20 protein-coding genes are annotated in these 22662 nt (G+C 41.4%); 16 read left to right on the top strand and 4 right to left on the bottom strand.

Features of this window, described 5'->3' with window-relative positions:
* Nucleotides 1-18: 18 nt before the first annotated feature.
* Nucleotides 19-1176 carry a carboxynorspermidine decarboxylase gene (gene nspC / locus BMY70_RS13740; protein ID WP_090336505.1) on the top strand — a complete coding sequence of 386 codons (1158 nt, stop codon included), beginning with the start codon at nt 19-21 and terminating at the stop codon, nt 1174-1176.
* 46 nt (nt 1177-1222) lie between these two features.
* Here the strand turns inward: nspC and BMY70_RS13735 are convergent, their stop codons facing one another.
* On the bottom strand, nt 1223-2116 hold the full coding sequence (locus BMY70_RS13735; RefSeq protein WP_090335766.1) for a PIG-L deacetylase family protein: 894 nt from the start codon (nt 2114-2116) through the stop codon (nt 1223-1225).
* A gap of 292 nt (nt 2117-2408) precedes the next feature.
* Between BMY70_RS13735 and pyrG the strand changes: the two genes are divergently transcribed.
* The 5 genes from pyrG to BMY70_RS13710 all read left to right on the top strand — a co-directional run bounded on the left by pyrG (nt 2409) and on the right by BMY70_RS13710 (nt 10117).
* The gene (gene pyrG / locus BMY70_RS13730) at nt 2409-4055 is read left to right on the top strand and encodes a CTP synthase (RefSeq protein ID WP_090335765.1); all 1647 of its coding nucleotides are present in this window, start codon (nt 2409-2411) and stop codon (nt 4053-4055) included.
* 96 nt (nt 4056-4151) lie between these two features.
* Nucleotides 4152-5972 (top strand): membrane protein insertase YidC, encoded by a 1821-nt coding sequence (gene yidC, locus BMY70_RS13725; RefSeq protein WP_090335764.1) that lies wholly within the window; start codon nt 4152-4154, stop codon nt 5970-5972.
* A 121-nt stretch (nt 5973-6093) separates the two neighbouring features.
* Nucleotides 6094-7803, top strand: coding sequence for an ABC transporter substrate-binding protein (locus BMY70_RS13720; RefSeq protein WP_090335763.1), 1710 nt, complete (start codon nt 6094-6096; stop codon nt 7801-7803).
* A gap of 7 nt (nt 7804-7810) precedes the next feature.
* Nucleotides 7811-9103 carry a glutamate-1-semialdehyde 2,1-aminomutase gene (gene hemL / locus BMY70_RS13715; protein WP_090335762.1) on the top strand — a complete coding sequence of 431 codons (1293 nt, stop codon included), beginning with the start codon at nt 7811-7813 and terminating at the stop codon, nt 9101-9103.
* Between the two features lie 3 nt (nt 9104-9106).
* Nucleotides 9107-10117, top strand: a complete 1011-nt coding sequence (locus BMY70_RS13710; RefSeq protein WP_090335761.1) for a glycosyltransferase family 2 protein — start codon at nt 9107-9109, stop codon at nt 10115-10117.
* 43 nt (nt 10118-10160) lie between these two features.
* Here the strand turns inward: BMY70_RS13710 and BMY70_RS13705 are convergent, their stop codons facing one another.
* A complete protein-coding gene (locus BMY70_RS13705) occupies nt 10161-10937 on the bottom strand; it encodes a class I SAM-dependent methyltransferase (protein WP_090335760.1) in 777 nt (258 codons plus the stop codon).
* A gap of 110 nt (nt 10938-11047) precedes the next feature.
* Between BMY70_RS13705 and BMY70_RS13700 the strand changes: the two genes are divergently transcribed.
* Nucleotides 11048-11386: a hypothetical protein gene (locus BMY70_RS13700; protein ID WP_229209606.1), complete on the top strand. Its 339-nt coding sequence runs from the start codon at nt 11048-11050 to the stop codon at nt 11384-11386.
* Nucleotides 11387-11426: 40 nt separating this feature from the next.
* On the opposite strand, the gene BMY70_RS13695 is transcribed toward BMY70_RS13700, so the two are convergent.
* The gene (locus BMY70_RS13695; RefSeq protein WP_090335758.1) at nt 11427-11651 is read right to left on the bottom strand and encodes a hypothetical protein; all 225 of its coding nucleotides are present in this window, start codon (nt 11649-11651) and stop codon (nt 11427-11429) included.
* 165 nt (nt 11652-11816) lie between these two features.
* Here BMY70_RS13695 and hisS point away from each other — a divergent pair, with 165 nt between their 5' ends.
* The 9 genes from hisS (at nt 11817) to BMY70_RS13650 (ending at nt 22039) form a co-directional block, all read left to right on the top strand.
* The gene (gene hisS / locus BMY70_RS13690; protein WP_090335757.1) at nt 11817-13175 is read left to right on the top strand and encodes a histidine--tRNA ligase; all 1359 of its coding nucleotides are present in this window, start codon (nt 11817-11819) and stop codon (nt 13173-13175) included.
* 63 nt (nt 13176-13238) lie between these two features.
* On the top strand, nt 13239-14099 hold the full coding sequence (gene hisG, locus BMY70_RS13685; protein WP_090335756.1) for an ATP phosphoribosyltransferase: 861 nt from the start codon (nt 13239-13241) through the stop codon (nt 14097-14099).
* A gap of 55 nt (nt 14100-14154) precedes the next feature.
* Nucleotides 14155-15423: a histidinol dehydrogenase gene (gene hisD, locus BMY70_RS13680; RefSeq protein ID WP_090335755.1), complete on the top strand. Its 1269-nt coding sequence runs from the start codon at nt 14155-14157 to the stop codon at nt 15421-15423.
* Between the two features lie 83 nt (nt 15424-15506).
* Nucleotides 15507-15935, top strand: a complete 429-nt coding sequence (locus tag BMY70_RS13675; RefSeq protein ID WP_090335754.1) for an Xre family toxin-antitoxin system antitoxin — start codon at nt 15507-15509, stop codon at nt 15933-15935.
* Nucleotides 15936-16379: an RES family NAD+ phosphorylase gene (locus BMY70_RS13670; protein ID WP_090335753.1), complete on the top strand. Its 444-nt coding sequence runs from the start codon at nt 15936-15938 to the stop codon at nt 16377-16379.
* A gap of 57 nt (nt 16380-16436) precedes the next feature.
* A complete protein-coding gene (gene hisC, locus BMY70_RS13665; protein ID WP_090335752.1) occupies nt 16437-17510 on the top strand; it encodes a histidinol-phosphate transaminase in 1074 nt (357 codons plus the stop codon).
* Between the two features lie 54 nt (nt 17511-17564).
* Nucleotides 17565-18095: a hypothetical protein gene (locus tag BMY70_RS13660; protein ID WP_090335751.1), complete on the top strand. Its 531-nt coding sequence runs from the start codon at nt 17565-17567 to the stop codon at nt 18093-18095.
* A gap of 117 nt (nt 18096-18212) precedes the next feature.
* Complete coding sequence (locus BMY70_RS13655) at nt 18213-21542, top strand: UvrD-helicase domain-containing protein (RefSeq protein ID WP_090335750.1); 3330 nt, start codon at nt 18213-18215, stop codon at nt 21540-21542.
* 14 nt (nt 21543-21556) lie between these two features.
* Nucleotides 21557-22039 carry a GNAT family N-acetyltransferase gene (locus tag BMY70_RS13650; protein ID WP_090335749.1) on the top strand — a complete coding sequence of 161 codons (483 nt, stop codon included), beginning with the start codon at nt 21557-21559 and terminating at the stop codon, nt 22037-22039.
* A gap of 4 nt (nt 22040-22043) precedes the next feature.
* Here BMY70_RS13650 and BMY70_RS13645 read toward each other — a convergent pair whose 3' ends face one another.
* Nucleotides 22044-22445 (bottom strand): DUF3224 domain-containing protein, encoded by a 402-nt coding sequence (locus BMY70_RS13645; RefSeq protein ID WP_090335748.1) that lies wholly within the window; start codon nt 22443-22445, stop codon nt 22044-22046.
* Nucleotides 22446-22662 lie beyond the last annotated feature (217 nt).

The raw sequence follows: 22662 nt of genomic DNA, 5'->3' as shown, positions 1-22662 counted from the left end.
CTCATTTTGTCTATAAAAATGCCAATTGATTACACAAATATCCCGTCTCCCTGTTTTGTTTTAGAGGAAGAGTTGCTTCGCAAAAATCTGACCTTAATAGACCATGTTCAGAAATCGGCTGGCTGCAAGATTATTCTCGCATTGAAAGGTTTCTCAATGTACAGCGCATTTCCGATTGTAAAAGAATATCTGAGCGGCGCAACGGCGAGTTCTCTGAACGAGGTGAAACTGATAAACGATTTTATGGGATATCCGGCACATACTTATATGCCAGCCTATTTGGATCAGGAATTTACTGAAATCATGGAGCGCAGCAGCCACATCACTTTTAATTCATTCAGCCAGTGGGAGCGTTTCAAAGGTCGAGTCGAGGAATTTAAAGCGGCTAATCCTGAACATGCGTTGTCATGTGGTATCCGTGTAAATCCGCAGTATTCAGAAGTAGAAACAGATATGTACAACCCGTGCGTACCAGGCTCTCGTCTCGGTGTGACGCGCGACAAACTCCCTGATACCTTACCAGATGGCATTGATGGGATTCACTTTCATTCCCTTTGTGAGAACGATTCCTCAACTTTGGAAAGAACACTGGAAGCTCTGGAATCGCGTTTTGCTGATTTATTACATCAGGCAAAATGGCTCAATATGGGTGGCGGACATTTAATGACAAGGGAAGGTTACGATATCGATAAGCTGATTGGTCTTGTTCAGAAAATTCGCGAGAAATATAACATTGATGTGATACTTGAACCTGGTTCCGCGATAGCGTGGAGGACTGGCGAGCTGGTAACGACTGTCCTGGATGTCATGGATAGCCAGGGAATTGATGTGGCAATTTTGGATACTTCTTTTGCAGCACATATGCCTGATACTTTGGAAATGCCGTACAAGCCGGTGATCCGGGGCGCTTATCATGAAGCACAGCCCGGAAAGCCAACATATCGGATGGGAGGGATGACCTGCCTAGCAGGGGATTTCATCGGAGACTATTCATTTGACAAGCCGCTTCAAATCGGAGATCGGATCATTTTTGAAGATATGATTCACTACACGATGGTTAAAACGACAACATTTAACGGTGTTAATCTTCCTTCCATTGGTATTTGGCAAAAAAACGGGTCTTTTAGATTGATTCGTTCCTATGGCTACGAAAGCTTTAAAGACCGGCTTTCATAGTAAGACGAGCCTTACAGATATCAACTTATCTGTGAGGCTCGTTCTGCTAAGGTAGCATGGGGAACAATTTTTTAATTTCCTCTGCGGTTGGCTGTTTTCCATATTCACAGATCTCAAAAACTTCTGCCTGTTTTACTTTTTCGGCGTTTTCCTTTCCATACCATTTTTCGAGCGAAACTTTTATTTCCGGAGTAACAGCAGATCTTTTCTCCATCGCTGCCAAAAGCCATTTTTTTCGCTCATTTACATCTTTCGGCACATTCTCCAGATCCTGGTTGGTCCATGGAAGCCACTCGTAAAACTGCGAGACGTGAGCATCCAGTCCATAAACTTTCTGTGGCATCGCAGCGGTAAGATCTATGGCGATATCAGGCCGGAATGGGTTAGGTTTTTGGAAACGATCACGAAAATAAAGGAAAACAGGATTTTTTCTTAATGGCGTCACATTGCTGGCAATGTTGGGAACTATCACGAGATAAGCCGCATCCTGTACGATTACACCAGTATTACGATGGTCGGGATGATAATCGTTTGTTCTCGGAGCGATTACAATATCTGCATTCCATTTTCTAATCTGGCGGATCACCTCGAGGCGGTTTTCCAGCGTCGGCATCAGTTCGCCGTCATTATTTTTCAAAACTTCATATTCAATTCCAAAACGTTTCGCCGCTTCTTTCGCCTCTTTGAGGCGGCGATAATATAATTCTCCTTCATTCATGCTTTGATGGCCCTTGTCCCCGTTGGTCAGCGAAACGAATTTTACTTTATGACCCATCGATGAATAGATCGTGGCAACTCCACCAGCACCAAGATCGCAGTCATCCGGATGTGCGCCAAAAACAATTACGCGTATAGGGGAGGAAGGTTCCGGTTTTGTGCTTTGAGCTTTTAAAACTGGAAGTGAACAGCATGTCCACAGTAGCAAAATATATTTTTTCATTAATCAGCCGGTGGTTAGGATGAGGTTTAGTTTTTGCTAAAATAAACAAATTTATCAAACCTGACCAGAGGCGGAAATAGTAACGGAGATACGAAAAATTGTATTTTTGAGGTTATTTATAAGCGTAAACGTATTCCCGGAATTGTTCAAATAATATTTTTTTGGAGGTTAATTACATAGACTCACAATCTCTTACGAAGCTTCATAGAAATATTTCAAGCCCAAGACATAAAAATCTGCCTTTTTTGCTGTACTTTTGTATCCCGTAATCATAGAAAAAAAGCAAAGTCTTATGGCTTCCAAAGCACGAAAGACCGCTAAGTACATTTTCGTTACGGGCGGTGTTACATCATCATTAGGTAAAGGGATTATAGCTTCATCTCTCGCTAAATTACTGCAAGCCAGAGGGCTTTCAGTTACAATCCAAAAATTTGATCCATATATAAATATTGATCCGGGAACTATGAATCCTTACGAGCATGGAGAATGCTACGTAACGGATGATGGTGCAGAAACGGATCTGGATTTAGGTCACTACGAGCGTTTTTTAAACGTAAGCACTTCTCAGGCAAATAATGTTACGACAGGACGGATTTATCACAACGTTATTACTGCGGAAAGACGCGGTGATTTCCTTGGTAAAACAGTTCAGGTTGTTCCTCACATTACTGACGAATTAAAAAGAAATATGATGTTGCTGGGTCAAACCGGTGATTATGACATCGTTATTACAGAAATTGGCGGTTGTGTCGGAGATATCGAATCACTTCCTTTCCTTGAAGCGGTTCGTCAGATTAAATTCGAACTGGAACACAACGACACTTTAATTATTCATTTGACGCTTATTCCGTACTTGAATTCTGCTGGGGAGCTGAAAACGAAACCAACGCAGCACTCGGTAAGAATGTTGCAGGAATCAGGTATTCAGCCGGATATCCTGGTCTGTCGTACCGAACATCCTTTGCCAACGGATCTTCGTAAAAAAATTGCGTTGTTCTGTAACGTTCAGGTAAATTCGGTTATTGAGGCGATGGACGCAGATACGATTTATGCTGTGCCGTTGTTGATGTTAAAGGAAAGACTTGATCAGCGCGCGTTGTATATGCTTGACATATATAATGATAAGGATGTTGATCTTGATGCTTGGAAAACTTTCCTTTCACGACTGAAAAATCCGATCGATGCTATTAAAATCGGTTTGGTAGGTAAATATGTTGAATTGCACGATGCTTACAAATCTATTGTAGAATCTTTTATCCATGCGGGCTCTGCCAATGAATGTAAAGTAACAATCGAATGGATTCACTCAGAGAGTCTTACGCCTGAAAACGTTATAGAAAAACTTTCAGGACTGGACGGAGTTCTGGTGGCTCCTGGTTTTGGGGAACGTGGAATTGACGGGAAAATCGAGGCAATCCAGTATGTTCGTGAAAACGGAATTCCTTTCTTTGGTATTTGTTTAGGTATGCAAATGGCTGTTATTGAGTATGCCCGTAACGTCGTTGGCTTGGAAGGTGCGCACTCGGTTGAAATGGATGCATCTACCGAACATCCTGTAATTAACCTGATGGAAGATCAAAAAGATGTGGCAAATATGGGTGGAACGATGCGTTTGGGAGCATATCCCTGCCGTCTGAAAAAAGATTCTCTTGCCAACCGTATCTACGGAAAACTGAATATCAAGGAACGCCACCGCCACCGCTACGAATTCAATAATAAATATTTAAAAGCGTTTGAAGAAAAGGGACTGATGGCAACGGGTATTAATCCTGACAACAATCTTGTTGAAATGGTTGAACTTCCCGGACACCCGTTTTATGTTGGCGTACAATTTCACCCTGAACTGAAAAGTACTGTAATGAATCCCCATCCGCTTTTTGTGAATTTCGTAAAAGCTGCGTTGACTTATTCGTTGGAAAAACGTTCTGTTGTGTCCTGATTTGATCTATTCCTTCAATCAGGAAAGCCAATCAGGAAAAACTTATTACCTTTGCCCTCCCGACGAGGGCAATATCTCAATAATTTTTAGTTAAGAATGGATAAAAATTTTGTAATCGGCTTAGTACTTATAATGCTAATGCTGGTCGGCTATCAGTTTCTGGTTCCAAAACCAGTGGAACCCGCTCCGATAGCCCAAGTGAATTCGGACTCTGCCAAGGCTGCCACAGCACAAGCAGCCATAAAAGCAGACACCGCTCAGGCACTCGCATCAGGTGATACGGCCGTTGTGAAAATTGCTCCTCAGGATTTGGTTATTGAAACAACTGATTCCCGTATTGTTTTTACGAATAAGGGTGGTGTTTTGAAAGAAGTTATGTTGAAAAAATACAAAACTTATGACAAAAAGCCCCTTTATCTGATTGTTGAAAATCACAATAAATTTCAAATTAACTTCCCGACGCAAGCTGGGAATGTGAATTTGGCTGATCAATTTTTCACAACCTCTTCAACAAGCCAGACACTTGCCGAAAAAGATTCGGCGATTATCACTTACCGTACAGATTTAGGTAAAAATCAGTTTGTTGAACAGACTTATGTTGTACACGGTGCTGGTTATGTAATTGATTATGGTATCAAATCGAACAGCCTTGTTGCAGGAGATAAGACGATTCAGCTAGACTGGAAAAATGATCTTTTGAAACTTGAAAATGATATGACTGAAAACCGTAAGGCGATTACAGTCAATTATTATACAGACGGACTGCACAGTTTAACGCAAAGCCCTACGTCTAACGAAGAAGCAAAGGCTGAGGATCCTGTTAAGTGGTTTACCATTAAGCATAAATATTTTCTTGCAGGGTTAATTTCCGAGAAACACCCTTTCACAAATGTTGACGTTAAGACAGATGTGAACGTGAATGACACGACAATTGTGAAAACTGCCAATGTCGCGGCTTCAATTCCAATGTCGGCTGTTCAAAAAAATGAAGCAAATTTCCAGTTCTATATCGGTCCTAACGACTATCATATCGTTCAAAAAGTTCAGGCTGAAAACTTTGAGCAAAACGTATATCTCGGATATGCATTCCTGAAGCCGATCAATAAATTCTTCCTTGTTCCTTTATTTAACTTTTTGGAAGGGTTTATTTCGAACTATGGTCTTTTGATTATTTGCCTTGTATTGTTTGTAAAAACGTTGCTTACGCCGCTTACTTACAAATCTTACATCAGCATGGCGAAGATGAAATTGCTTGCTCCTGAACTGGAAGAACTTAAAGCCCGTAATCCGGACGATATGGCTAAACAGCAGCAGGATCAGATGAAATTGTATCAGGAAGTAGGCGTAAGTCCGCTAAGTGGCTGTATACCTGTACTAGCCACGATGCCAATTCTTTTCTCGCTCTTTTTCTTGTTCCCCAACCTGATTGAGCTTAGACAGCAATCTTTCCTTTGGGCCAGTGATTTGTCAACTTATGACTCGTTTATCAAACTTCCCTTTGCACTTCCCTTTTATGGAGATCACGTGAGCTTGTTCACGATCATGATGACCATTTCAAGTATCGGATACGCTTATTATAACAACCAGATCACGCCGAACCAGCCAGGTCCTGTCAACATGAAAATGTTGAGTTATATCATGCCGTTAATGTTCATGTTTGTTTTGAACTCGTTCCCGGCAGGTTTAACGTTCTACTATTTTGTTTCTAACGTGGTTACAATTGGCCAGCAGTTGTTGATTAAAAAGTTTGTGAACGAAGATAAGATCAGAAATATTCTGGAAGAAAATCGTAAGAAAAATGCATCTGGAGAGAAAAAACAAACGAAGTTCCAGAAGTATCTTGAAAAGTCGTTACAGGCTGCTGATGAAGCTAAAAAGAAACAAGCTGAATTAGAAAAACGTACGAAACGCAAGTAATAAAGGTATTTTACCAAAAGAGGAGGGGCAATGTTTCGGAATGGAAACATTGCCCGTTTCTTTTTCCCTTTAAACGGTTTTCGTAATTTGTCCCACCAAATTTAACCTGACTGAAAAGCCAATGAGAATTTTTGTTCTTTTGATGTTATTCATTTATGCGGGCCTGAACAATATCTCTTTTGCTCAAACCCCGGCACAAAATGAAACAAAATATAAAGCAGCTGTCTCTGATATTAAAAAAGGGGCATATAATATCGCTATTGAAAAACTGGCACCGCTAACAAGCACCAGCATTCAAACACCATATTCTCCATATGCTCATTATTATTATGGATTAGCAGCCTATAATCTGAAACGGTACAGAGAAAGCAAACAGATGCTTTTGCAACTGATCAGTCGTTATCCTGCCTGGAACAAGATAAATGATGTATATTATTTGTTAGGAGCGAACCATTTGGCGACAGAACAATATAAGGAAGGCCTTGGCTTTTTACAACGGATTAAAGATTCTTCTTACAATAAGGATGTTCAGGGGCTGAAACAACATTATTTTGGAGAAGTTAAGGATTTGGCCAAACTTAAAGAAATTCAAAAACAGTTTCCGGAAGACCGTGATATCGCCATCGAGTTGATTCAATTTATTGATCGTTCGCCTACTTCGACGAAAACTGACGCGTTGCAAGCGGAGCAGCTGGTTTCACAATTTAAGGTCAGCAGTAAAGAGAAGAACTCCACGATAGCTGATGGACCTCAGAAAAGCATTCCAAAAACCGCTGGACAGTGGGATAAGGGATATTTAAATGTTTCTGTGATGCTGCCTTTCCGGCTCGACGAATTTAATACTTCTAAAAGACGGACCAACCAGTTTGCCTATGATTATTATTTAGGTCTTGTTCAGGCGCAGAAACAATTGGAAACGGAAGGAATCAAAATTAATTTGGTAGCCTACGATGTCACCAATGAAGCAAAATCTATCAATGGAATTGTTGGAAATCCTGAATTTCAACAGTCCGATCTTGTGATTGGTCCCTTATATCCAAATACTTTTGATGTTGCTGCCGGATATGTTTCCAGTGCTGATATGTTTATGCTGAATCCTTTATCAACCGATGCCAGTTTGTTAAACCGCGGAGAAAATATGTATCTGGCGCATCCTTCAATCCAGTTCCAGACCCAGAAAGCTGCCGAATGGATGAAAACCGTTGCACCGGGGCCTGCTGTTGCGATTTATTACGGAAATAATGCGAAAGATTCTGTTATGGCGTTCTCATATGCGAATGAAATTAAGACACGCGGAGGACGTATCATTGAAATGCTGAAAATTATTTCAGACAGAGAATGGCTTGAAAACAAAATGTCTCAATTTGCGACATCCAAACCATCCCACGTAGCATTATTTGCTTCTGATGGAAGTTCAGGAGTGAATGTCCTGGAAATTTTAAATGCAAGAGCGATGACAACTGTTCCCGTGCTTGCCAATTCTGCTAGTTTCAATATGCAGCAATCCCGTTTAGGAAAATACGGGTCGCGTTTGTTTTTGATTGAGACTGACTATGTGGATCGCGAGAAAGAAAAAGTCCGTGAATTCCAAAAATCTTATTGGGCAGAGACCAATACATTTCCATCATCTTACTCTTACCAGGGCTACGATCAGTTATTGTTTTTCGGGCGCATGCTGGCGAAATATAAAGACGGTTTGAAACGAGGTTTGGAAATGAGAAAGTATGACGACGATTATCTTCTTTCCGGTTTTGACTTTACAAAATCACGTGAAAATCAGATATCACCGTTATTAAAATATAGTGGTACAAAATGGGTACCGGTTAGATAATTAAATTATGAATATTTCAACGAGTCAGGCCTTATTTGAAAAGGCGCAAAATTTTATTCCCGGTGGTGTTAATTCACCGGTTCGTGCATTTCGTGCGGTAGGAGGTTCTCCGGTTTTTATCAAATCTGCGAAAGGACCTTATGTGTATGACGAGGATGATAATGAATATATCGAATTAATTAATTCCTGGGGGCCAATGATTCTTGGTCATGGCCATGAATTGATCCAAAAAGCAGTTTCGGATGCCATCCAGCACTCTTTTTCGTTTGGCGCTCCTACCAGGAGAGAGGTAGAAATCGCTGAATTAATTACTTCCATGGTTCCTTCGATCGAAAAAGTTCGTATGGTAAACTCGGGAACAGAAGCTACCATGTCGGCTATTCGCGTGGCGCGTGGTTTCACAGGCCGTGACAAAATTATCAAATTCGAAGGATGTTATCACGGACACGGCGATAGCTTTTTAATAGCCGCGGGTAGTGGTGCTGTAACGTTTGGAACTCCTGACAGTCCCGGTGTAACCAAAGGCGTGGCTAACGATACGCTGACAGCTCCATACAATGACCTTGATGCAGTTCAGAAACTTGTCGATGCTAACAAAGGACAAATTGCTGCCTTAATTCTTGAACCCGTTGTGGGAAATATGGGCTGCGTGCTTCCGGCTGAAGGTTTTCTGGAAGGACTTCGTAGGATTTGCGACGAAGAAGGAATCGTTTTCATCTTTGACGAAGTAATGACAGGATTTCGTCTTTCAAAAGGCGGTGCGCAGGAGAGGTTCGGTATCAAACCGGATTTGACTACGTTGGGTAAAATAATTGGTGGAGGAATGCCGGTTGGTGCCTATGGCGGAAAAGCCGAGATTATGAACTGGGTTTCTCCGTTAGGTCCTGTTTATCAGGCTGGTACATTATCAGGAAATCCAATTGCTATGGCTGCCGGATTGACGATGCTGAGTTATCTTAACGAACATCCGGAAGTTTATTCTCAATTGGAACTGTCGGGGCATAAGCTTGTAAACGGCTTCAAGAACTCCATGAAAAAGCTCGGTTTGGACTATACAATCAATAGTATCGGATCAATGTACACGCTTTTTTTTACGGATCAGCAAGTAACTGATTTTCCATCTGCAAAATCTTCAAATCTTCCGTTATTTGGAAAGTATTTTCATGCGATGCTTGACCGTGGAATTTATATGGGGCCGTCTCAGTTTGAAAGTATGTTCCTGTCTACTGCGCTGGAAGACAGTCATATTGAAAGAATTATTCAGGCAAACGAAGATTCTCTTAAAGAAGTAATCGGATAGGCGATGCGTAAATATTCTGTCATAATTCCTGTCTACAACCGTCCTGACGAATTACAGGAATTATTGGCTTGTCTTAGTACGCAGTCGTACAAAAATTTTGAGGTAATTATAGTTGAAGACGGCTCGAAAATAAAAGCGGACACTGTTGTTGAAGCTTTTAAAAACCTTCTGGACATACATTATTATTACAAGGAAAACGGGGGGCAAGGTTTTGCAAGAAATACCGGTTTTGAGAAAGCTTCGGGAGATTATTTTATTCTACTTGACTCAGACGCGCTGATCGAACCTGATTATTTATCCATTGTTGACACAAAACTGAATCAGGAATATGTCGACCTCTACGGCGGACCTGACACCGACCATCCGTCTTTTTCCCCCATACAAAAAGCAATCAGCTATTCGATGACTTCGTTTTTTACAACGGGGGGGATCCGCGGTAGAAAAAATAATATGGGCGGCACTTTCCATCCAAGGAGTTTTAATATGGGACTGTCGCGTGCTGTTTGGGAACGGACAGGTGGATTTCTGACGAGCAGGATGGGTGAGGATATTTTATTCAGTATCGCTGCGCTACGTCTTGGTTTTAAATCAACACTTATTCCCGAAGCTTTTATCTACCACAAACGCAGAACTCAGTTTGCTCAATTTTTTCGACAGCTGAAATTCTTCGGCCGCGCGAGAATAAATATAGCCCGTTTTTATCCTGATGAGCTGAAACTGGTGCACACTTTTCCGTTGCTGTTTACTGTGGGTGTTTGCAGTATACCTTTCTGGTTTTTTATTTTTAAACCGATTTTCTTTCTTGGGCTTGCCGGGTTAGCCATTTATGTAGTCCTTCTGTTTATCGATGCGGTTAAAACCACGAAAAGTCCGGAAGTAGCCGGTTTAAGTGTCATTGCAGCTTTTGTTCAGCTTTTCGGTTATGGAGTCGGTTTTATCCAGGAAGGCTGGACGAGGATCTGGGAGAAGAAATCGCATCGGGAGACGGGAGCGGCCATTGAATATCCCTCATGATACTAAAAAGGGACAGGATTTCTGATCCTGTCCCTTTTCATTTTTATGCTGTTTTCTGGCAAAAATAAACGATCTCCTGACTTGGTAATGCGTATTTTTTAACTTCTGCCGGCGTTAATTCATCCATTACAAAACGATCTTCCTTCACGGTAAAACCGCCTTTTTCCAGCTCGCGGCCATAATTTCTTCCAAAAAGACGCAGGTGGTCATTTTGCAGGAAGTGAATTTCGCGCTCTCTGGGATCTGTTATAGTCGGATCTTCATACGTAACTTCATATTTCATGTCCTGCGGCGATTGGATCAGTGCCCAGCCCCCCGGTTTCAAAACACGGTGAAGTTCGCTCATTGCCCGGATGTAGTCATCTACGTGTTCCATTACGTGATTGCAAAACGCTACGTCGAAAGTATTGTCAGGGAAAGGTATGTCATGGATGTCCATTTTCACTTTCGCCAGTGGCGATTCAATATCAGCCGTTACATAATCAAGATTTTTCATATGCTCGAAACGGTCGATGAAACAATATTCCGGAGCGACATGCAAAACTTTAAGATCAGCCGTGAAAAAGTTGGTTTTACGTTTCAGATAAAGCCCCATCAAACGGTGCCTTTCCAGCGATAAACAGTGCGGACACAGGGCATTATCCCGGCTTGACGTGTTCCGGCCATAAGGTAAAAACTTCCTGTAATGACTGTTGCAGACAGGGCATTCTACCTTGTTTCCTATGTAAAAAACACTCAGAAAACGGGCAACCCAGTGGCCAACTAACTGCAGGTATGGACGAGGAATATAACGTAAAACTAAACTTATGATGGCTTTCATTAAACCAATTGATTAAAAATTAATAATTTTATGTTCTTACTAGGTAATAATCTCTTAAAATGATTCCAGCAACTAATCCTAAGCCACCGGGAAAACAACTTATTAAAAGAATGTCAACACGCACCAAATGGCTGATCCTGGCTCCGGTGGGACTTGTTTTATTCAGCTGCGGCCTTGTGATACTTAACGAAGCGGTGCATCAGCGCCGTGTCGGTGAACCAACGCAGGTTTGGGTTTTGCTTGGATTGTACAGCCTTGCTTTGATTAACACCGGACTTATTTTTTTCGGCGAGGCATTGCGGTTTCGTATACTACTTGATGTTCGCCGTGAAACAAGACGTAGTATGCGTCAGCTTTTACGCAAGGTGAATGCAAAAGCGATTCGTAAAGTACCGGCACGAAAAGGCAAATCCGACAAAAAAACAAAAAGCCCTACCAAAACAGATTGACAGGGACTTGTTGATAACATAGTATCGGAGAGGCGTTTGATTATTGCTTGTTAGCTTCAAACTGTGCTTTGATAGCCTCAACGTCGACATTTCTTACTTCTGGCTTACGCAAAAGGTTTTTGATTGTTGCTGTACGATTATTTGCCACAGCTTTATTTCTACGACTCTTACGTTTTAATTCCGTAACTCCCATTTTAAAATTATTGTTTTGTGAAAGAGCCGCAAAATTAATGAAAATTGCGTAAATAAAGTAGTAAATAGTCATAAAAATTGCATAACCTCTCTAACTTTACGTTTTTAAATGCTGATTGTATCCGGATTATTATATCCTGATTTCAATTTACAAATCCTGTTCATCAGGTGAAAATTGAAAAACAAGGAACTAAACCGATGCAACAGCCATTGACTATTTGAAAGAATTAAGAATTAAATGAGTAAACCAAGCCTTGCCCGCGGCACCCGTGACTTTGGTCCTGAACAGATGGTGAAACGCACTTTTATATTTGATACCATTCGTCGCTCTTTTCAACGTTATGGTTTTCAGCCATTGGAAACTCCGGCTTTTGAAAACCTATCAGTTTTGATGGGTAAATATGGAGACGAAGGCGACCAGCTTCTTTTCAAACTTTTGAATTCCGGAGATTTTAGCGGAAAACTCACTGATGCCGACTGGCAGGCAGGATCCAAACCTTTGACAAACAAAATCTCTGAAAAAGGCCTGCGCTATGATTTGACTGTTCCCTTTGCGCGTTACGTTGTGATGAACCGCGGAACGTTGGTAATGCCCTTTAAGAGATATCAGATTCAGCCGGTTTGGCGTGCAGATCGCCCGCAAAAAGGTCGTTACCGCGAATTTTATCAGTGTGACGCAGATGTGGTCGGAACCGATTCACTTTTGTGCGAGGCTGAGATCGTAATGCTGCTACATGATATTTTGCCGCAGTTAGGAATTGAAGATTTTACCGTTAAAATCAATAACAGAAAAATTCTTACGGGGATCGCTGATATGATCGGCGCTCATGGACAGGAGGGAACGCTTTGTGTTGCGATTGATAAACTCGATAAAATCGGGAAGGATAAAGTAGTTGACGAACTTCGGGAACGTAATTTCTCCGAAGAAAGCATAACCTTGCTCGATCCGGTTTTTTCCTTAACGGGTGGATTAAATCCATTTGGTGAGCTGAGAACCTGGCTGGCTTCTTCTGAAATCGGTCTGAAAGGTATCGATGAACTGCAGGAGGTCTGGACTATGGTTGAATCGCTTGGTTTGAAAAATCCACGGATTCAGTTTGACGTGACTTTGGCCAGAGGATTGTCCTATTACACTGGTGCAATCTTTGAGGTCAAGGCAAATAACGTTCAGATTGGAAGTATTTGCGGAGGCGGAAGGTATGATAATCTGACGGGAACATTCGGTGTGCCCGGCATTTCAGGCGTGGGAATATCTTTTGGTGTGGACCGGATCTATGATGTAATGGAAGAGTTAAATCTTTTCCCGGAAAATCAGACGATCAGTACCAAGGTGATGATATCTAACTTTGATCAGGAAGCATTCAGGTATGGCTTGTCCGTTTTGCCTAAGCTCCGTGAAGCAGGTTTGAACGCTGAAATGTATCCCGATTCCGTAAAATTGAAAAAACAGCTGGATTATGCGGACCGTAAAAATATTCCGTTCGTAATCCTGATCGGATCGGATGAAATGAATACCGGCCAGTTGACTCTAAAGAACATGAAAACCGGAGAGCAACAGAAAGGGTCAATTGAAGAATTAATTGCTGCCGTTATTTAAAAGTAAATAAACAATAGATTTTAAGCTGATCGCCGAACGCCCCAGCCCATTTTTTTAAAAATCATGAACAACATATTACGAATTGCAATACAGAAGTCAGGAAGGTTAAGTGAAGATTCTTTGAAACTGATCAAGGAATGTGGTATTCGCTTTGATAACGGAGCAGGAAAGCTTAAAACTTCTGCAACTAATTTTCCCGCTGAAATTCTTTTCCTGCGCGATGACGATATTCCGGGTTACGTGGAAGACGGTGTGGCACATCTGGGAATTGTTGGCGAAAATGTTTCGGAAGAATCTGACAGAGACGTTAACACAGTTCATAAACTGGGTTTTTCGAAGTGCCGTCTCTCAATCGGTGTTTTGAGAGAGCATGATTATTCGGGCGTTCAGGATCTGGAAGGGAAAAGTATCGCAACATCTTACCCAAAACTTTTAGGTAAATATCTTTCTGAAAATAATGTCACGGCTCAGATTCACGAAATCAGCGGTTCGGTAGAAATTGCACCTAGTATTGGTTTGGCAGATGCCGTATGTGATATTGTAAGCTCGGGAAGCACATTGCTGAGCAATGGTTTGAAAGAAGTGGAAACGATCTTCAAATCGGAAGCGGTGATGATCGCGAGTAAACATTTGACAGCTGAGCAACAGCAATTACTGGATCAGCTTTTGTTCCGTATCAAATCGGTGCAGGTTGCGAAGAACAATAAATATATTCTGTTGAATTGCCCGACTAATGCTGTGGACGAAATCACGAAATATCTTCCGGGTATGAAGGCGCCGACAGTAATGCCTTTGGCAACAGAGGGATGGTGTTCCATTCATTCGGTGATCAACGAAAATGATTTTTGGGAAAATATCGAAAAAATCAGATTAGCTGGTGCGGAGGGAATTTTAGTTATTCCAATTGAAAAAATGATTCTTTAAATGGCTTTTGGCTGTCAGCAATCGGCTTTCGGCTGCATGATGAATATTATTAATTATGAATATAATTTCTTATCCTGAAAGAAGCGAATGGCCCGAATTGCTTACCAGGCCTGTTCAGGATTCTTCTGCGATTGAGGCGAAGGTTTTGCCAATTCTGGATTTGGTAAAAACCAAAGGCGACGAAGGATTGCGAGAGTTGGCGAAAAAATTTGATGGCATCGATTTAAATGAATTCGCTTTTTCGCAGGAAGAATTTGATACGGCCGAAGACCAGCTGGATGAAACGTTGAAGGCAGCAATCCGTCAGGCTTATCAGAATATTCACACCTTTCATAAGGCACAGCTTCAATCGGTAGAAAAAATTGAGACGATGCCGGGCGTTACCTGCTGGCGTCGCAGTGTTGGAATTGAAAAGGTCGGAATTTATATTCCGGGTGGAACGGCACCATTATTCAGTACCGTTCTAATGCTCGGTATTCCTGCTCAACTGGCTGGTTGCAAGGAAGTTGTTTTATGTACTCCTTCAAATCATCCTGCGATTTTATTTGCTGCAAAACTGGTTGGTGTCACTTCTGCTTTCAGGATTGGCGGCGCACAGGCAATTGCTGCTATGGCTTACGGAACAGAAAGTGTGCCAAAAGTGTATAAAATTTTTGGTCCTGGAAATCAATATGTTACCACGGCAAAAATGTTGATCAGCAAAGAAGGAATTGCGATTGATATGCCGGCAGGACCTTCGGAGGTTGCGGTTTATGCGGATGATACTGCGGTTGCTTCTTTTGTGGCGGCTGATTTGTTATCACAGGCTGAGCATGGTGCTGATAGTCAGGTTCTTTTGGTTTCGACGAGTGAGAAATTTCTTGCTGAGGTGAATGACGAACTCACGTTGCAGCTGGAACAACTGCCTCGCCGTGATCTTGCGTTCCAGTCGATAACAAACAGCAAAGCAATTCTGGTTAATTCGGCTTATGAAGCAATTGACATTTTGAACGACTACGCTGCCGAACATTTGATTCTGAGTGTTGAGGATGCAGAACTTGTTGCAGAGAAAATTTTTAATGCAGGATCAATTTTCCTGGGAAATTATACGCCTGAATCTTGCGGGGACTATGCATCGGGGACGAATCATACGCTTCCGACCAACGGTTATGCACGAGCATTCAGCGGAGTTTCTGTCGATAGTTTTGTTAAGAAAATAACAGTACAGCATATCACTGAAATTGGAATTAGAAATATCGGCCCGACTGTTGAAGCTATGGCCGAGGCTGAATCTCTGGACGCGCATAAAAGGGCTGTAAGTATCCGCCTGAAGTCGCTGTTATAATTTAAAAAATCAGAATTTATAATACCCGGAAAAATGTCGTATATTTGAAGGACTAATTTCTGGTCTTTTAAATACTTGAAAAGATGACAGCATTTATGGTTAATGAGCGTTTAGGTGGCTATACCGTCCTCAAACATTCAGTAAAAAACGATTTCGATCTTGCATATCTTGCGGAGAATGGTATTCCCAAGGCTGCAATTCAGCATCTTGCTGATTCTGTTGGTCTGGAAATGAAGGATATTATTTTACTTCTTCCCGTAACTCCGAGGAATTTGCAGCGCTATAACGATACGGATCTGTTGAGCAATGTGGTTTCTGATCATCTTATTGCTTTGGCAGATCTTTTTTCAGTAGGTTCCCGCGTTTTAGGTAGAGAATATTTTCTGGATTGGCTGAATCGAGAGATTTTAGTTCTTGGTAATGAAAAACCGATTCAATTCCTTCGTACACACGCAGGGATCGAATTGGTGAAAACAGAACTGGGGCGTATTGAACACGGGATTTTTGCTTAAATGGAATTATTCAGGATAACCAGAGCGGAATATCAGAATGATTTAAGTGGAATCGGAGCGTATTATCATGGCGGACGCTGGAACACTCCACAGAATGCGATGCTTTACACATCTTCGAGGAGGTCATTGGCTATGCTGGAAATAATTGTTCACTGGCAGCAACCCATTCCTCCGAAAGGTTATGTTGTGGTAGTGCTGTTTGTACCGGATTCGGTTTCCGTTAAAAATCTTTCCTATCCGGTTCCTGATTGGTATGAGGACCAGCAATGGAGTAAAGAAGTCGGGGATTTATGGCTTCAAAGTAACGAATCCCTGCTGATGAGCGTACCTTCTGCGATTGTGCCTGCTGAAAGAAATTACCTGATTAATCCTACACATCCTGAGGCAAGTTTGATGAAAGTTATTCATTTGGAACCGTTTCAGTTTGACAAAAGATTGTTTTAATTAATAATGGAGATGAAGCCGAACCTGCCGGTATGATGCTCTCAAATAGTAGTAATAATGAATAATTCTTTCGACCTGAAATCGGTCATTCGTCCCCACATTTTAACGCTGGCCCCTTATTCCTCTGCAAGAGATGAGTATACGGGCCGTGCCGGTGTATTTCTGGATGCCAATGAAAATCCTTACGGATCGGTAACAGCAGAACATTATAACCGCTATCCAGATCCTTATCAGGCGGAAATCAAGGCGAAATTAGGTCCGATCAAAAATATAAATACAGAACGGATTTTTCTTGGAAACGGTAGCGATGAACCTATCGATCTGCTGATCCGTGCGACTTGTACACCAGAAAAAGATCATGTGATCATTCTGCCGCCAACTTATGGAATGTATGAAGTAAGTGCTTCGATACATAACGTGCAGATTGACAAAGTTTCCCTTACTGCTGACTACCATATCGATGTGGAAGCTGTTTTGAAAGCAATTACACCGGATACCAAAATTATCTGGGTTTGTACGCCCAACAATCCTACCGGGAATGTGATGCAGGACGACGCGATCGAAACGCTTTTAAATAATTTCAATGGCCTGGTGGTAGTGGATGAGGCATATGTAGATTTTACAGATGCTCCCTCATGGATCGGGCGCTTGGATCAATTTCCAAACCTTGTCGTTTTACAAACATTCTCCAAAGCATGGGGACTTGCTGGCCTTCGTGGCGGAATGTGTTTTGCATCAGCTGAGCTGATCAAGATTTTGAATAAAATCAAATCACCTTACAATATCAGTTTGCCAGCGCAGAAAGCTTTGCTTGAAGGTCTGGAGGCGGAGGATAAGAAAAATGAAATGGTTAAAGAAATTCTGAAAGAAAGAGCTTCCTTACGTACGATGCTGGAAAATTTATCGTTGGTGAATAAAGTATTTCCATCCGATGCGAATTTTCTCCTTGTTCACTTTGATGACGCAAAATCTGTGATGGCCTTTTTGATCGATGAAGCAATCATTGTCCGTGACAGATCACGTGTACATCTTTGTGAGGGCTGCCTGCGTATCACAGTAGGAACGCAAGAGGAAAACGAGGTTTTAGTGGAATCTTTGAAAAAATATCAACAAAATATCGTAATTGCATAAAACACAGTTAATCCACACTATTTACCAACTTTATCCCGCACCAACTATTTAATTATGAAGAAATTAGCACTTGTTTTAACTTTAACTCTTTGCTTTGGATTTGCGCAGGCACAAGACGACAACTGGGCTGTCGGCTTTAAATTAGGAGAACCTACCGGCGTCAATATCCGGAAATATTTCAATAACATCCATGCGATTGATGTAAGTATAGGTACTTACGGCGGTGTATTTTCCAACGACCGCGATTATAGAAGCGGAAGATACAAAACAACAGGGTTGGCCATTCAGGTCCATTATTTATGGACAACGCCTCTTTTTAACTCAGAAGCTGTCCGTGTCTATTACGGACTGGGCGGACAGGTAAACAGCAGAAATTATTATCCGGACAACAAAAGGCTTATTGCTGCTCCCGGCGACCGTGAAAAAACGATTTCTTTGGGTGGCTCAGCCATTGGTGGTTTAGAATATTTTATTCCTGATAACCGGATTTCGGTATTCCTGGAAGGGGGGACTTACATAGAATTATTGCCAAGACCATTTTATTTGAGCCCGAATTTATCGGCAGGTATACGCTTCAATTTGTAGTTGAATTAAAGCAGCTTACAGAAAAACATAACGAGCAGGCAATAGCCTGCTTTTTTTGTACATTGCTCAAAGCATTTCAAAACACTACATTTACTTTTCAAATAAGTCCATTTCATCGTGTTTAAAGTATATAGCTCATCGGCTGGTTCTGGTAAGACCTACACGCTTACGAAGGAATATTTAAAACTTGCTCTACATTCGAATTCCGATACCTATTTCAGGCAAATTCTGGCTGTTACATTTACAAATGCAGCGGCCAATGAAATGAAAGAGCGTATATTGCTCATGCTCAGGATCTTTTCGGATGCAATGTCTGCAGATGCAGCCGAACATCCAATGCTTCGTGATGTAGTAACTGACCTGTATCCGGTCACCTTAGCAGATCCAGAGTTATATGCAGGCGCCAAGGAATTAATTTCAGGCAGGGCACAACTCGTTTTCAGGCAAATCCTTCATCGTTATTCCGATTTTTCGGTGATGACAATTGATAAATTTACACAGCGTCTGATCAGCAGTTTTACCGACGAGCTTGGAATACCGTTTGTGTTTGAAACTCAACTCGACGGCACTTTGCTGGATGAAGCAGTGGATCGGTTACTTGCCAGAATAGGGCAGGAAGGCGAAGAGGTTCTGTCTGATATCGTTGAAAAGTATTACCGGGAAAAAGCTGAGGAAGGAAAGAGCTGGTCATCCTTACCGGCCCAGATCCGGGAAACGGCGGGGACTTTGCTAAGCGAGCAAAGTTATTTGCAGATGCAACGGGTTGCGGACTTGCAAATGGGCGATTGGGTTGCAATCCGTAATCAGATGCGTGCATTTGTAAAAGGAAAGGAAGAAACTGTAAAACGTCTGGCTTTAAGTGGTTTTGAACTTATCACGAATGAATTTTTGATCGATAAGGATTTCTATCAGGGAGCCCGTGGAATATATGGTTATTTTAAGGACAGGGGTGCAGGAAAAAATACATGGATACCGCCAAATTCTTACGTTAGTGGAAAAACCATCGCTGATCAAAACTGGTATGGTGCCAAGACCGCCGCTCCGATCAAGGATAAAATTGAATCCATTCGAACAGAATTGGAGCGGCTGTACTACGAGATTGAAAATATAAGAACTGGTGAATCACAAAAAATCACATTATACCAGCAACTCGAAAGGCACCTCTATAATTTATCCTTACTTGGGGAAATCAGAAAAGAATTTGATGCGCTCTTACGGCAAAACAACCAGGTGCACATTTCAGATTTTAACAGACGCATTCTTGAAATTGTCGCGAAAGAGCCTATTCCGTTTATCTTTGAGAGGCTCGGAGAAAAGTATAACCATATTCTCGTAGATGAGTTTCAGGATACTTCTAAATTGCAGTTTGCAAATTTACTTCCATTAATTGAAAATGCTCTGGCCGACGGATATTTCAATCTGATCGTAGGTGACGCAAAGCAATCGATCTACCGATTCAGGGGGGGAGATATGGATTTGATCCTGCACCTGGCCCAAAATCAGGTAATGCAACTCGTACCTATTTTAGGAGACAATGTTTATAATGAAGAACGATTGTGGAGTGTAGATAGTCAACTGGAAATTGATCATCTTAAGACAAACCGCAGAAGTTACCGTGAAATCACAAACTTTAATAATCAGTTTTTTGGATTTATTTCAGAAACAGTAGGTCAGGATTTTCCTCTGATCAAATCAGTTTATGATGAAAATTTCAAACAAGAAATTCCGGAGGGAGTGAATGATGGCGGGCATGTACAATTGGAATTTTTGGATATGCAGGAATTCAACGACGAGTTCTCTGAAACCGAAACCAAAAATGATGCGATTGTCAAAAGAAGTTTAGAACTGATTACTGAACTGCGTGATTCCGGTTACCAATGGAGAGATATTGCGATTCTATGCAGGAAAAAGAAAGAGGCAACTTCGCTCGCCAATGCACTGAAAGAGATCGGTTACCCGCTTATTTCTGATGATGCTTTATCTCTGGGTTATTCCCGGTCTGTTCATTTTGTGATCTCTTTCATGGAGGTTCTGCATACAGACCAGCGTTTAAAAAGATATGAGGCAGCATATCTGTTTCATCGGATTATCAGAAAAGAAAATCCGACGGCAGAAGAACACGAAGCGTTGCGGGAACTTTGCATTTTCAAAGGCCTGGATAGTTTTCTCGCCTATTTTGCCAAATACGGAATTGAATTAACAGCGTTTCGGATGAGGCAGCTGACTGTTTTCGAACTTAGTGAGTTACTAATGCAAACTTTCGGTCTATTCGGAAACAAGACTGAAAACGAATATTTATTCAGATTTCTCGACGTTGTTCTTGAATTTGGTACCAGACGAAGCAATCACCTGGGCGATTTTCTGCAACATTGGGAAACGGCGAAAAATAAACTTTCGATTACCATACCATCCGATACTGACGCGCTTAGAATCACGACCATACATAAATCCAAAGGACTTGAATATCCGGTTGTAATTGTTCCTTATGCAAATTGGAAAGTAACTCCAAATGCGAAACTGGACAGGATTTGGATTGATCTGGAAGATATTTCATATGATGAATTAAGCCTTTTAGAAAATTCAGGAGAGATCTCTACCAACAAAAAACTTAAAAGCTCGCTTGTCTCAGTGGTAAAGGATCTGGAAAATACGCTAGTTTCCAAGCAGTACGCAGACGAGAAAACCAGGACTTTAGTTGAAAATCTTAATCTTCTTTACGTGGCCTTCACCCGGCCTGTACAGCGTCTGTATGTCCTGGCAAAACGCGAAAAAAACTGGAATCAATCTTCGCAGGTAAATAGCTGGATGCATGACTATATCACACAGGAAAATTTTAATCCAGCCTATAATGACGTCGAAAGTAAATATATTCTATCTCAGGGAAACGAAAACCGTTTTCACGCACATTCAAAAAATAACGCACAAAGTTTTATCATCGATGACATAATAAGTAATGACCGTACTGATTCCCTGCGGCTTCGGAGAATGGCGGAAAGGATTTTTGATGTGGAAACCTTTGAACGCAAAAAAGATCATCTTCAAAAAATGCGCCATCTGCTGGTTACCATGAATGGCGCCGAAGACCTGGGGGATGCTGCCGGACGACTTGTGCGTGACGGTTTGGTGACACGCGAAGAGGCGAAAAAACTCTATTTTCAACTGACGGACTTATTTAAAAATGAGTCGTTGAAAGATCTGTATACTGGAAAGGTAAAGGTTCAGGTAAATAAGGAGCTGCTGCTGCCTGGTGGAAAAATGCTTCACGTGGACCGCATTGTGCAATTGCCGGACGAAAGTTATGTATTCATGAGTTTTGTGGCAGGTACAGGGAATGATCAGTCCCGGCAGCACTTGAAAAGGCTCGTTAAAGTTTATTCAGGTGAAGGAAAACGAGCGGCGGCTGTATTACTGACCTTGGAAAATGATGGCATAGAGTGGATCCTGTAAAATATTATCTAAAAATGAATATTGAAATAAGAGAAATATGCCAGGACGATAATTTTGAGCTGGCATCACTTATCCGGGATACTTTAAAGGAATTTAAAGCAGACAAACCGGGAACAGTATATTACGACGAGAGTACAGATCATTTGAGCGATCTTTTTACCGTCAAAGACAGCTGCTATTTCGTTGCAAAAAAGGGTGAAAAACTTTTAGGCGGTGCAGGCATTTTTCCTACAGAAGGTCTGCCTGATGATACGCTGGAACTGGTGAAAATGTATTTATTACCAGAAGCCAGAGGGATAGGTCTGGGTAGAACACTGATTGAAAAGTGTTTGCAGGAAGCAAAAGGCAGAGGCTACAAAAGAATATACCTGGAAACCATGTCTGAACTCGATAAAGCCGTTAAGGCTTACGAAAGACTGGGATTTGAGCTACTGGACAAGCCATTAGGAAACAGCGGACATCACTCTTGTGAACTTTGGATGTCAAAAGAAATTTAAATATTTATTCTATGAAGGAGTAATTCAAAGTCAGGTGAAATTCTTTTGACTCGCCTGACTTGAATACAGCCTCACCACGAATACCTGCGAGCTCGTTAGTGCCGCTCCCGGCTACTACTTTTCTTGTAGAAGTAATTACACCATTTTCAAAACTGCCAGAATGTTCAAGCACGAAACTTCCGTTTTTTCCGGCAACCTCTCCTGTAAATCTTTCCAGTCCATACACCGTTGCTTTCTTATCGTTTAGATAATTTTTTAGTTCCATAACTACGCTTTCGCCGGATAGCTCACCTTCGTAGAAAATAAAAAACTTGCCGGTAGTCAATTTTTGTCCATTTTCAATTTTACTGAAAGATTCTTCGTATCCATCGGTGATATGGAAGACTGCGGACGCGGTTAAATTCATCTTATTAAAGGAAGTTTTTAGTGTTTCTCAAATGTAGGAGAAATCACATAGAGTTGTTAATATTTCTTTAACAATCCGATTTTTTCAATTAAAGTATCAAATATGAAAATTAAACATTTTTAATATTAAACATCAGGAAATAAATGTTAACGAGATGTATGCCTTAATGTAGAAGAATCTTGATGAATTGTGTAGCGAAAATGAGACAAACACTAGC

This window comes from Dyadobacter koreensis (assembly GCF_900108855.1).
Taxonomy (GTDB): Bacteria; Bacteroidota; Bacteroidia; order Cytophagales; family Spirosomataceae; genus Dyadobacter; species Dyadobacter koreensis.
Note: the sequence above shows the minus strand (reverse complement) of the source record. Positions and strands in the feature narration are given on the sequence as shown.